The 12,423-nt window shown below is 65.2% G+C and carries 9 protein-coding genes and 1 pseudogene; 4 read left to right on the forward strand and 6 right to left on the reverse strand.

Translation table 11 applies throughout. The features are described 5' to 3' along the window. Positions 1-125: 125 nt before the first annotated feature. The 3 genes from AYJ54_RS39965 to AYJ54_RS39975 all read right to left on the reverse strand — a co-directional run bounded on the left by AYJ54_RS39965 (position 126) and on the right by AYJ54_RS39975 (position 3,538). A complete protein-coding gene (locus AYJ54_RS39965; RefSeq protein WP_063707992.1) occupies positions 126-866 on the reverse strand; it encodes a sulfate transporter family protein in 741 nt (246 codons plus the stop codon). A gap of 128 nt (positions 867-994) precedes the next feature. Further along, positions 995-2,413 (reverse strand): MFS transporter, encoded by a 1,419-nt coding sequence (locus tag AYJ54_RS39970; RefSeq protein WP_063707993.1) that lies wholly within the window; start codon positions 2,411-2,413, stop codon positions 995-997. Between the two features lie 198 nt (positions 2,414-2,611). Further along, positions 2,612-3,538: a LysR family transcriptional regulator gene (locus AYJ54_RS39975; protein ID WP_063707994.1), complete on the reverse strand. Its 927-nt coding sequence runs from the start codon at positions 3,536-3,538 to the stop codon at positions 2,612-2,614. Between the two features lie 118 nt (positions 3,539-3,656). Between AYJ54_RS39975 and AYJ54_RS39980 the strand changes: the two genes are divergently transcribed. Together AYJ54_RS39980 and AYJ54_RS39985 are read left to right on the forward strand one after the other, a co-directional pair. Beyond that, entirely contained in the window at positions 3,657-4,844 is a 1,188-nt protein-coding gene (locus tag AYJ54_RS39980; protein WP_063707995.1) for a CoA transferase, read from the forward strand. Further along, positions 4,841-5,788 (forward strand): hydroxymethylglutaryl-CoA lyase, encoded by a 948-nt coding sequence (locus AYJ54_RS39985; protein WP_063707996.1) that lies wholly within the window; start codon positions 4,841-4,843, stop codon positions 5,786-5,788. The genes AYJ54_RS39980 and AYJ54_RS39985 overlap by 4 nt, the downstream gene beginning before the upstream one ends. Positions 5,789-5,979: 191 nt before the next feature. Here the strand turns inward: AYJ54_RS39985 and nikR are convergent, their stop codons facing one another. Both nikR and AYJ54_RS39995 read right to left on the reverse strand, forming a co-directional pair. Continuing rightward, a complete protein-coding gene (nikR, locus tag AYJ54_RS39990) occupies positions 5,980-6,426 on the reverse strand; it encodes a nickel-responsive transcriptional regulator NikR (protein WP_063707997.1) in 447 nt (148 codons plus the stop codon). A gap of 222 nt (positions 6,427-6,648) precedes the next feature. Next, positions 6,649-9,105: a heavy metal translocating P-type ATPase gene (locus tag AYJ54_RS39995; protein WP_063707998.1), complete on the reverse strand. Its 2,457-nt coding sequence runs from the start codon at positions 9,103-9,105 to the stop codon at positions 6,649-6,651. Between the two features lie 50 nt (positions 9,106-9,155). Here AYJ54_RS39995 and AYJ54_RS40000 point away from each other — a divergent pair, with 50 nt between their 5' ends. Then, positions 9,156-9,431 (forward strand): metal-sensitive transcriptional regulator, encoded by a 276-nt coding sequence (locus AYJ54_RS40000; protein ID WP_063707999.1) that lies wholly within the window; start codon positions 9,156-9,158, stop codon positions 9,429-9,431. A gap of 204 nt (positions 9,432-9,635) precedes the next feature. On the opposite strand, the pseudogene AYJ54_RS40005 reads toward AYJ54_RS40000, so the two are convergent. Next, positions 9,636-10,604 (reverse strand): annotated as a pseudogene (locus AYJ54_RS40005) (YiiX/YebB-like N1pC/P60 family cysteine hydrolase); the annotation flags it as partial. A gap of 192 nt (positions 10,605-10,796) precedes the next feature. Here AYJ54_RS40005 and AYJ54_RS40010 point away from each other — a divergent pair. Next, positions 10,797-12,179, forward strand: a complete 1,383-nt coding sequence (locus AYJ54_RS40010) for a flavin monoamine oxidase family protein (RefSeq protein WP_063708000.1) — start codon at positions 10,797-10,799, stop codon at positions 12,177-12,179. Positions 12,180-12,423 lie beyond the last annotated feature (244 nt).

Below are 12,423 nucleotides of genomic sequence, written 5' to 3' on the forward strand. Positions count from 1 at the left end.
TCAAAGATGCGATCCGGGTGAGGGGTTACGGGTCTCACTAAGCGCTGCGGCCCCTCACCCGGATTGCTGCGCAATCCGACCTCTCCCCGCCGGGGAGAGGTGGACAACCAGGCGACAGCCCCCCGTCACCGCATCGAGCGCGCCGGCTCGATCAGCTCGGGCCGCCGGCCGGACAGCAGCTTGTGCATATGGACCATGAAGGCCATGCCGAAGATCGGCGTCGCCAGATTGATGATCGGGATCGAGACGAAGGCGGCGATGATCAGGCCGGCGGTGAAGATGGTGGCGGCATTGTCACGCCGCATCGCCTTGGCCTCCTCCGGCGAACGGAAGCGCATCGCCGCGAGCTCGAAATATTCGCGCCCCAGGAGCCAGGCGGCGGCGAGGAAGAAGATCAGGAAACCGGCGCCGGCCAAAAACACCAGCGGCAGCGCGGCGAGATAGACCAGGATCGTCAGCAGTGCCGTCTTGACGCCCTCGTAGATCGCCTGGTTGAAGGGCAGGGCAACGCCCGGCCGCTCTGCGGGATAATGCTCGCGCTCGACATGGTCGGCGACGTCGTCGACAAACAGGCTCGCCACCAGCGAGGTGATCGCGGGCATCAGGAAGATACCGCCGAAGACGACGCCGAGGCCGGCCGCGATCGAGACGATCCAGGCCAGAACCTCGAGCGATGAGTGCCAGCTCGGCCCCAGCAGGCCTTCCAGCCAGACCTCGCCATAGGTCGCAAACCAGCTGAGTAGCCGCTGCAAGCCCATTGCCAGCACGGTGATCAGCACCAGGGCAACGCCGATCGAGCGCCACAGGATCGAGCGCATCGGCGGCGAGATCATTTGCGACAGCGCCTTGACGGCGGCATCCAGCATAGGAGTACCTCTCACGAAACCACTCGCGAGAGGTAGACATGCCGAGCCGCTTCGGCAAGAGACGCTGACTGGTTGCCGCCTGCGGCCTAAAGCGCGATTGGGCCGAAGCGGGACGAGCTTAGCGGCTGCTACGCTGCGTCGAGCGGCTTGCCGCGCACGTTCGGACCGAACAACGCCATTGCGATCACCACGACCAGCATTGCCGTGGTGATCAGGCCAAACACGCCGGTGACGCCACCTTCCTTTAGCGTGTAGGCGACGATGAAGCCCGAGAATGTCGCGCTCAGACGGCTCATCGAATAGACGAGGCCGGAGGCGCGCGCCCGGATCTGCGTCGGAAACACCTCAGTCTGATAGGCATGATAGGCGTAGGACATCGTCGTGTTGCAGGCCGTCAGCAACACGCCGCAGATGATCAGCAGCGCCGGCGCAGTGAGCTGCGCAAACGCCATGCCGAAGACGATGATGGCGACGCAGGCGCCCGCGATGATCCATCGGCGCTCGAACCTGTCGGCAAAGCTCGCCGCCAGCAGCGGCGCGATCGGATAGGCGAAGGCGATGATGAAGGCATATTGCAGGCTCTTGGTGACGGTGATGCCCTTCTCGACCAGCAGCGTCGGCACCCAGTTGGCGAAGCCGTAGAAGCCGAAGGCCTGGCAGAGGTTGAACACCATGAAGAGGGCGACGAGCGAGCGATAAGGCGGGCGGAACAGATCGGCGAAGCCGACGCTCGCAACCGGCCGCGTCGCGGGACGCGTCGAGTTAACGCCGGGGCGCGATGGGGGGCCGCTCCCCGCGGCCGCCTCCAGCCTCGCCAGGATGCGGAAGGCCTCCTCAGTCCGGCCATGCCGCGCCAGCCACAGCGGACTTTCGGGCAGGAACAGCCGCAGCACCCAGATGATCATGCTGGCGGCAGCCCCGATCAGCACCACCCAGCGCCAGCCGTCGATGCCGAACGGGGTAAGCGGCACCAGCCACCAGGCGAGGAAGGCGACGATGGGCACGGCGATGAACATGATCGCCTGGTTCACAGCGAAGGCGCGCCCGCGCATCCAGCTCGGCACGAGCTCGGTGATGTAGGCGTCGATGGTGATGACCTCGACGCCGATGCCGACGCCGGCGAGAAAGCGCCAGAACAGCAGCCCTCCGGAAGAGGTCTGGCAGGCCATAATCACGGACGCCGCGGTATAGCCGAGCAGGGCATAGGTGAAGATCGCGCGCCGCCCGAAGCGGTCGGCGAGGAAGCCGAGGAAGAAGGTGCCGACGAACAAGCCTGCAAAGGTCGAGGCGACAAAGGCGCCGATGCCGGAGAAGCCGAAGAACGCCTGCGTCGTCGTGGTCAATAGCCCGCTGCGGCTCAGGCCCGGGGCGATGTAGCCGGTCAGGAACAGATCGTAGATCTCGAAGCAGCCGCCGAGCGAGAGCAGGATGACGAGGCGCCAGACGTAAGCGGAGGCCGGCATGGCCTCGAGCCGCTGCGAGACTTCGTCCGGCGCCGCGGCCGCCGCGTCGAGCTCAAAGCCGCTGTCGATACCCACGACGCTCATGATGTCCTCCCGTGCGCGCGGATGTGCTCTCCGCTGGTCCCGGTGGCTTTCTTACTGAAGCCCTGCCGGATCGCGCCATGTTGGCGGCTGCGAGCCAGAAATCCAGACGAACATATCGATGGAAGCGTTCGAGAAACGCGAACTCGCCGTTCTCCCCGTTCTTACAGGGAGAGGGAGCGCTGCGCCGCCGTTGCCGCTTTAACCCAACAGCTTCGCTTGCCAGGCACCACCATGCACCTGCTCGGCGATCAGCTTGATGATCAGCCGTCGCATCTCTTCCATCACATAGGTCATCGGGCGGTTGCGCAGGCGGCAGAGGTAGAGTGTTCGCGTCAGCTTCGGCTCGATCACCTCGCGCGCGACGAGGCGGTCCGCCGCGAGCTGCTCCTGCGCGAACAATTTCGTCGCGATCGTGCATCCGAGGCCCGCAACCAGCGCGCCGGTCATGCCGCTGATCGAGTTGGCGTGCAGGATCGCGCTGGCTTCCAGCCGCTTGAGCAGCACCGGATCATCCAGCAATGCACGGGCGGAGAGGCCGTGGCGCAGCAGGATCAGCGGCAGCCGGCTCAGCTCCTCGAACCTGATCGGTGACTTGGCCTTGCCGACCAGCTTCGCCGTGCCGACCAGGAACATCTGCTCCTCCAGCACCGGCTCGGCGATCAGGTCCTTTTCCGACGGTGGATTGTAGACCAGCGCGAGATCGACATCGGAGGCCATCAGATGCATCAGCGTCGCGCCGGAGAGACTCTCGGTGAGCGACAGCTTCAGCTTCGGATAGTCGGTGAGCACGGTGCGCATCAGGGGCACGCCGATGGCCTTGACGCCGGAATTGGCCATGCCGATCGAGATGTCACCCGCGATCACGCGCGCGCCCTGACGCACCTCGGTCTCGGCCTCGGCCATCGCACGCAGGATGATGCGCGCGTGCTCGTAGAGCCGCTCGCCTGCGGCGGTCGGTTCCATGCCGCGCGACTTGCGCTCGAACAGGGGCGCTGCAAATTCGGCTTCGAGATTCGAGATATGATGGCTCAGCGCCGACTGCGCGACATTGACCTGGTCGGCGGCGCGCGACAGGTTCCGCTGCTCATAGACGGCGATGAAATAGCGGAGCTGGCGCGAATCCATGTCAGATCAGTATCGGCAGGTCAGCGTTCGAAAACCGTGAATACATCATTCGACAGATTATATTTTTAAGAAGGCTTGTGAAGGCCTAGGCTGTCGGCCGTTGAACAGGGAGAGGCGCATGGAGAGGGAAGGATCGGCGGGCGGACTGCCGCTGGCAGGCGTGCGCGTCGTCGAGATGACCCACATGGTCATGGGCCCGACCTGCGGCATGATCCTCGCCCAGCTCGGGGCCGAGGTGATCAAGGTCGAGCCGCCGGCAGGCGACAAGACCCGCAGCCTCGGCGGCATGGGCACTTCCTTCTTCCCGCTGTTCAACCGCGGCAAGCGCAGTGTCGTGCTGGATTTGGAGAAGGCAGAGGATCGCGAGACCATGCACTGTCTGCTCGCGACCGCCGACGTGTTTCTGGAGAATTTCAGGGATGGCCAGCTCGCCAAACAGGGGCTTGGCGCAGACGAATTGCGCCGCCGGCATCCGCATCTGATCGTCGCCGGCCACAAGGGCTTTTTGTCCGGACCCTACGAGCATCGCCCGGCGCTCGACGAGGTCGTACAGATGATGTCGGGCCTTGCCGCCATGACCGGCACGCGCGAGAAGCCGCAGCGCGTCGGCTCATCCGCCAACGACATCATGGGCGGCATGTTCGGCGTGATCGCGATTCTCGCGGCGCTCTATCAGAAGCGGGCAGGCAAGGGCGCCGGCGCCGACATCCGCATCGGCCTGTTCGAGAACTGCCTGTTCCTGGTCGCCCAGCACATGGTCGAATATGAGATGACCGGCAACAAGCCGCGCTCGATGCCGGAGCGCGAGCACGCCTGGCCGATCTACGACATCTTCGATGCCGCCGGCGGCGAGCGCATCTTCATCGGCGTCGTCACCGAAGGCCATTGGCAGAGCTTCTGCCGGGAGTTCGGCCTTGTGGAGTTTCTGAATGACCCCGCCTTGCGGACCACAACCGACCGCATCCTGGCGCGGTCGCGGATCATTCCGCGGGTGGCCGAAGTGATCAAACAATGGAACGTGGCGGAGCTGTCGCAAAAGCTCGATGCGCTCAACATCTGCTTCTCGCCGATCAACCGCCCAGAGGATCTGTTTGCCGATCCCCACGTGCTGCGGCCGGGCGGCCTCGTCAACAACGTCACTGCCGACGGCAAGCCGTTCCGCGTGCCGGCGCTGCCGATAGAGTGGAACGGCGGCAATATCGGCGAAGGCTTGAAGGTCGCGCCGCTCGGCGCCGACACCGCGGCCGTCCGTGCCGAGATCGACAATGAAGATGCCGCATCCAAAGCTGCAGGGAGACGCGCATGAGCCGGATACAGGAGATTTACCCCGCCGAGCGCGTGTGCCTGCGCGAAGTGGGTCTGCGCGACGGGCTCCAGCTCGTTAAAAAGTTTCCCTCAACCGAGGCCAAGCAGCGCTGGGTGCGCGAGGAATACGCTGCCGGCGTGCGGCATTTCGAGGTCGGCTCGTTCCTGCCGGCGAAAACCTTTCCGCAGTTCGTCGATGTGCGCGATGTGATCACGACCGTCGCAAAACTGCCGAGCGCGCACGGCATCGCGCTCGCGCTCAATGAGCGCGGGGTGAACGAGGCCCTGGAGTCCGGCGTCGGCGAGATTGCCTCGGTGGTCTCTGCGACTGAGGAGCACAGCCAGGCCAATGCCCATCGCTCTCGCGAATCCGCAATCGCCAACGTCAGGCGGCTCTGCGAGATGCGTGACGCCAGCCCGCACAAGCCGCTCGTGAATGCGGCCATCTCGATGGCGCTGGGTTGTTCGATTGTCGGTCCGGTCGACCCTGCGGAAGTGCTGCGGCTGGTCGACAAGTGCCTGGAGGCAGGCGTCGATTTCGTCGCGATCGCCGACACGGTCGGCTATGCCGGACCGAAGCAGGTGGCCGAACTGACCCGCGCCGCGGTGAAGCTCTCAGGTTCAAAGCCGATCTGCATCCATCTCCACGACACCCGCGGCATGGGCATCGCCAACGCCGCAGCCGCGCTGGATGAAGGCGCACGAATCCTCGACGGCTCGCTCGGCGGCCTCGGCGGCTGCCCCTTCGCGCCCGGCGCGACCGGCAACGTCGTGTTCGAGGACCTCGTCTTCCTCTGCGAGAGCAAGGGCTTTGCCACGGGAATCGACCTCGAGAAGCTGATCGCAGTGCGCAAGATCCTGCGCGAAGAAATGCCGAACGAGCCGCTCTACGGCGGCGTCGCGCGGGCCGGCCTGCCGTGCGGGAGCGCAGCGAAGGCGGCCTAGGGTCGCGTGGACTGCTGTTCCTTCTCCCCTTGTGGGAGTAGGTGGCGCGCGTAGCGCGCCGGATGAGGGGTCTCTATCCGTGAGCTCGATCGCGAGAGAAGCGCTTGCGGAGAGATACCCCTCACCCGTCTCGCCGCTACGTACGCGGCGAGCCACCTCTCCCACAAGGGGAGAGGGGAAGCACAGCGCCACTACTCGTGCCGATGCCCGTGCTTCCGCGCCTTCGGCTGCTTGCCTTCCCCCGTCGGGATCATCACCACGCGCCCATAGCGCACGCCGCGTTCGGCGATGATGTGGTCGGCGAAATGCTTGACCTCGCCAGCGTCGCCGCGCAGCGCAGTCATCTCCATGCAATTGTTGTCGTCGAGGTGGACATGCAGCGTCGCCAGCGCGAGATCGTGATGGCCGTGGAATTCCTGTACCAGTCGTTTCGACAGATCGCGGGCGGCGTGATCGTAGACATAGACGAGGCCAGCAACGCACGGGCCGGTCTGCCCGGTATCCTCGGTGCTCTGTTGCAGTCCTGCACGCGCGAGATCGCGGATGATCTCGGAGCGGTTCTGGTAGCCGCGCGCCTCAGCCGCGGCATCGATCTCTGCCAGCAGATCGTCCTCGATCGTGATCGTAATTCGCTGCATGAAGATGCTCCTGCGCCTCAGCCGGGCCTTTCTTACCTCGCCCCGCTTGCGGGGAGAGCTCGGAATTCAAGCGTAGCTTGAATTCCGAGCGAGGGGGACTCTCCGCGAATACAACTCTTGCCGTCCCTGTGGAGACTCCCCCTCACCCCAACCCTCTCGGCGCGAGCGAAGCTCGTCACGACCCCGCAAGCGGGGCGAGGGAGCGCACCATGGCCGCTATGATCACAGCCGCGTCGCGCGCAGTCGCAACGCGTTGCCGACCACGCTCACCGAGGACAGTGCCATCGCCGCCGCCGCGATGATCGGCGACAGCAGGATCCCGAACGCCGGATAGAGGATGCCGGCCGCGATCGGAATGCCGGCGGCGTTGTAGATGAAGGCGAAGAACAGGTTCTGGCGGATGTTGCGCATGGTCGCCTGCGACAGCTTTCGTGCACGCACGATGCCGGTGAGGTCGCCCTTGAGCAGGGTGACGCCGGCACTCTCCATTGCCACGTCGGTACCCGTGCCCATCGCGATGCCGACCTCGGCCGCGGCCAGCGCCGGCGCGTCGTTGACGCCATCGCCGGCCATCGCGACGCTGCGGCCGTTCTTCTGCAGTTTTGTGACCACGGCACTCTTCTGATCCGGCAGGACTTCTGCTTCCACCTCGGCGATACCGAGCCTGCGCGCGACCGCCTCTGCCGTGGTGCGGTTGTCGCCGGTCAGCATGATCACCTTGATGCCCTCGGCGGCGAGCGCCTTCAGCGCTTCCGGGGTCGAGGCCTTGACCGGATCAGCGATGGCGAACAGGCCGGCAAGTGTGCCATCGACGGCCATGTTGATCACGGTCGCGCCGTCGCCGCGCAGGCGTTCGGCCTCCGCGTCGAGCGTCTTGGTGTCGATTCCGATCGCGGCAAAGTACATGGCGTTGCCGAGCACGATGGTCTTGCCGTCGACCTTGCCGGTCGCGCCCTTGCCGGTCGGGGAATCGAACTGGTCGACCTGGCCGAGGGTGAGCTGCTTCTCCTTCGCCGCACGCACGATGGCGTCCGCCAGCGGATGTTCGCTGGCGCGCTCGACACTGGCCGCCAGCCGAAGAATGTCGTCCTCCGCAAAACCGGCGGCCGGGATGATTGCGACCACCTTCGGCTTGCCCTCGGTCAGCGTGCCCGTCTTGTCGACCACGAGCGTGTCGATCTTTTCCATCCGCTCCAGCGCTTCGGCGTTCTTGATCAGGACGCCCGCCTGCGCGCCGCGGCCGACGCCGACCATGATCGACATCGGGGTCGCGAGTCCCAGCGCGCAGGGGCAGGCGATGATCAGCACGCTGACGGCGGCGACGAGGCCGAAGGCGAGCCGCGGTTCCGGTCCAAACCAGGCCCAGGCTGCGAAGGCGACGATGGCGACGAGAATGACCGTCGGCACGAACCAGCCGGCGACTTGGTCGGCCAGCCGCTGGATCGGCGCGCGCGAGCGCTGCGCGTCCGCGACCATCTGCACGATCTGCGACAGCAGCGTCTCACGCCCGACCTTGTCGGCGCGCATGATGAAGCCGCCGGACTGGTTGAGCGTGCCGGCGATGACCTTGGCGCCGGCCTCCTTGGTGACCGGCATGGATTCGCCGGTGACGAGGGATTCGTCGAGCGAGGAGCGCCCTTCCAGGATGATGCCGTCGACCGGCACCTTCTCGCCGGGGCGTACGCGTAGGCGGTCGCCGGCGTGGAGCGAATCGATCTCGACCTCATGCTCGCTGCCGTCGGCATCGATGCGGCGCGCGGTCTTCGGCGCGAGCTCGAGCAGCGCCTTGATCGCACCCGATGTCGCATCGCGCGCGCGCAGCTCCAGCACCTGGCCAAGTAGCACGAGCACGGTGATGACCGCGGCCGCCTCGAAATAGACGGCGACGGCGCCCTCATGGCCGCGGAACGTGTCGGGAAAGATGTGCGGCGCGACGGTGCCGATCAGGCTGTAGACATAGGCGACGCCCGTGCCCATCGCGATCAGCGTGAACATGTTCAAATTGCGCGTGACCAGCGACTGCCAGCCGCGCACCAGAAACGGCCAGCCGGCCCACAACACCACGGGGGTGGCGAAGACGAGCTGGATCCAGTTCGACAGCGTCGGATCGATCCAGTTGTGCGGCCCGGCGAGGTGGCCGCCCATCTCCAGCACCACCGCCGGCAGCGCCAGCGCGCCGCCGATCCAGAACCGTCGCGTCATGTCGGCGAGCTCCGGATTGGGACCGGTGTCGAGGCTCGCGACCTCCGGCTCGAGGGCCATGCCGCAGATTGGACAGCTTCCGGGTCCGATCTGGCGGATCTCCGGATGCATCGGGCAGGTGTAGATCGTGCCCGCGGGCATCTCGGGCTCGGGCGCCTTCTCCTTGGCGAGATATTTGGCGGGATCAGCGGCGAACTTCGTCCGGCAGCCGGCTGAACAGAAATGGAAGGTTTCGCCGTGATGTTGGAAGCGATGCTTCGAGGTTGCGGGATCGACGGTCATGCCGCAGACGGGGTCGCGGACCTTCTCGCCGGTTCCATGGTCGTGATGCTGATGGGCATGATGGGCATGATCGCCATGCCCGCCGCAGCATGAGGATGCCGCGGGCTTGGCAACTGGCGGCGTGGCCTTGGCGGAACAGCCGCATCCGGTATGATCGTCCGCGTTGTGCTGATGCTTGTGTTCGACGTCGTTCATTCCGATGCTCCGGCCTTGCAACTTATACCCGGTAGGGGTATATAGACGTCATGCGCGAGGACATCAAGACATCTGTCGGAAAACGTCTCGGCCGGATCGAGGGCCAGGTTCGCGGCCTGTCGAAAATGGTCGAGGAAGACCGTTACTGCATCGACATCGTGACGCAGATCTCGGCGGTGCGCGCGGCACTGCGCCGGGTCGAGGAGGAGATTTTGAAGGATCACGTCGCCCATTGCGTCGAGCACGCGATCGCGAGTGGCGACAAGGCGGACCAGCGCGAGAAGATCGCGGAGCTTATGGCAGTGATCGGGCGAGCGGAGCGGTAGTTATCGCCACGCGTTCTGTCGTGGTAAGCGCGCGAGCTATCTCCCGCGTCGTCCTGGCGAAAGCCAGGACCCATACCGCGGAATCTATCGACTGCGTTCGGTACCGAACGACAAGTCTTCGCCAAACTGCTCCCTGGGGTAACGGGTCCTGGCTTTCGCCAGGACGACATTGGGGCGGAGGTCCCAAGCCGCCCATGCGCGTGCACGCCGCGGGCGATACATCGCGATCTTCTTCAGTAGCCGGAAATGCTCCAACACGGTGACGCGTTCGACCATCTCCGCCGTCTGTGCAGGCGCTTCTCCCGCCGTCACTTCTTCAACCGGAATTTCAACCGGCGCTTCTTCGTCAATCGCTTCAGGAACGAGCGGCGGCGTACTGATCGTTTCTGGAAACACACTGAATGTGCCCGCCACCTCCTCGAGCGGCTTCTGCTTGTCGGCCCAGTGCAGGGCCGTGTAGTCGAAGCCGTGCACGATGGTGGGTTTGACGACTTCGAAATAGGGCGAGATATCGAAGTCGCGGGGCATGTAGAGCGAGGAGTCGCGGATGTGCAGGATCTCGCGGCGGGCCGCGCGGCTGCCGGCCTTGGTGATCTTCGGCAGGATCGGGTAGCGCACCGCGTCGAAGGCCTGCGCGATCAGCGCCGAACAGATGATCTTGGTCGGATCGCCCGAGCCGATCGCGATCATGCGCCGCCGCCAGCGCTGCGGCACCGGCAACGGAAACAGATAGCGCATCAGGTCGACGATGTTCTTGGTGTCGTAGCCGAAGCCGATGCGGTTGATCGCATAGCGACAAACCGTGGTGCGGTCCTCATGGGACAGCCCGACCGGACGGCAGACGCGGGTGTGATAGGGAAAATATTTCGACAGCGGCGCGGAGGTGACGCCTTCGCCGATATTGGCTTCGATCAGCACATGCGGCTCGCCGTTGGGCTCCTCGGCGCCCTCGACCGGGCCGACGTAAAGCGCGGCATGCGACCACGTCGACTGCGTGAGATACTTGATGATGCCGGAGATGCGGTTATTGCCCTCGACCAGCAGCACGTCGCCGGGCTGGATGACGCCGCGCAGATGCTCCGGGTCGCTCGGCGTGAACGGCTCGTAGCCTGGCACCTCCTTGGAGAGGTACTGGGCAATGAGCTTGCCCACTGAGTCCAGCACGGTCCCCATCTCAAACTCCCCCCACGGCCTTTTCCGGCCGTCTTTTTCACTTCTCTATCATGGTCGAAACATGTTGCAATTCGGTTCATCGTTCCGTGAGCTCAACTACGATTGATTCACCATGATGGTTGCTGCGCAACATCGGATGCGGCTAGGTTCGCTAGCTGTTCCCGTTCCCCGCAAGTCCCCGGAAACCATGACATGACAATCACGCGCCGCAGCTTCCTATCGGCGTCGGCAGCGTTCGCCGCAGCGCCGGTTCTGCGCGCAACGGCCGCACCGCTGCCGCGTGAGGCTGACATTGTCGTGATCGGCGCAGGCACCGCCGGCATCGCTGCGGCGCGGCGCATCATGGCGGCCAATCGCAAGGTCGTGGTGGTTGAAGCGGCGCCCCGGATCGGCGGCCGCTGCATCACTGATAGCGCGACCTTCGACGTGCCGTTCGATCGCGGCGCGCGCTGGATGCACAATCCCGAAACGAACCCGATGATCCGCTTGGCGCGCAGCGTCGGGCTCGACGTCCTGCCGGCGCCGGCCGGCCAGAAGATGCGCATCGGCCGCCGCAATGCGCGCGCCGGCGAGACCGAGGAGTTTCTGGCGGCATTGGTGCGCGCCAATCGCGCCATCGATGAGGCCTCGCGCGGCAAGCTGGATACGTCTTGCGCCGCAGTGCTGCCAAAAGATCTCGGCGATTGGGCGGGCGCTGTCGAATTCCTGCTGGGTGCGAATTTCGCCGGCAAGGATCTCAAGGAGCTATCGGCGATCGACAAGGCGCGCGCGCAGGACCGCAACGCTGCGATCGCCTGCCGCCAGGGCCTGGGCACGCTGATCAGCAAGCTCGGCGAGCCGGTGCCGGTCGCGCTATCGACGCCGGCGAGCCGGATGGCGTGGAGCAATCGCGACGTCAGCGTCGAAACCCCGGCTGGCAAGATCGTTGCCCGCGCCGCCATCATCACGGTCTCGACCAACGTGCTCACCGCGGGCGCGATCAAGTTTGCACCCGACATTCCCAAGCGGACGCTCGATGCCGCGGCAAAACTCGGTCTCGGCAGCTACGATCACATCGTGCTGCAACTGCCGGGCAATCCGCTCGGGCTATCGCGCGACGACAGCCTCATCGAGCAGAGCAACTCGACGCGCACCGCGCTGTTGTTTGCCAATATCGGCGGCTCGTCGCTGTGCTCGATCGACGTCGGCGGCTCGTTCGGCCGCGATCTCTCCGAGCAGGGTGAGCAGGCGATGGCGGCTTTTGCCAGGGAATGGATCACAAAACTGTTCGGCAGTGAAGCGGCTGCGGCCATCAAGAAGACCAGCGCGACGCGCTGGAATGCTTCGCCCTTCGTGCTGGGCGCAATGTCGGCGGCTTCGCCCGGAGGCCAGCTCTCGCGAAGGATTTTGGGCGAGCCGATCGGATGCATGTTCCTCGCGGGCGAAGCGACTCACGAGACCCTGTGGGGCACCGTCGACGGCGCCTGGGAAAGCGGCGAGCGCGCCGCGGATGCCGCCCTGCGCCGGATCGGCGCGCTGAAGGACGAGCCCGCTGATGTGCCGACGCAATCAACCAAGCGGCGGCAAAAACGTTAGCCGTCGTCCGCTACAAGCCCCTCAATCTCAGCCCGTCGTCCCGGACAGGCGAGCGTTAGCGAGTGCCGATCCGGGACCCATATGTGGACGGCCCCCGTGGCACAAGAGCTTTGTGAGGTTTGATCGGATCGCTTGCGTCCATATGTCCGGCCTGTTGGTGCGGCGTGTTGGGTCGCTGGCCAAGATGGTTTCCGCGACGCGAGTTCCAATCAACCACGCGACCTCGTTCGGCCGATGGGTCCCA

The sequence above is a fragment of the Bradyrhizobium centrolobii genome (assembly GCF_001641635.1).
Taxonomy (GTDB): domain Bacteria; phylum Pseudomonadota; class Alphaproteobacteria; order Rhizobiales; family Xanthobacteraceae; genus Bradyrhizobium; species Bradyrhizobium centrolobii.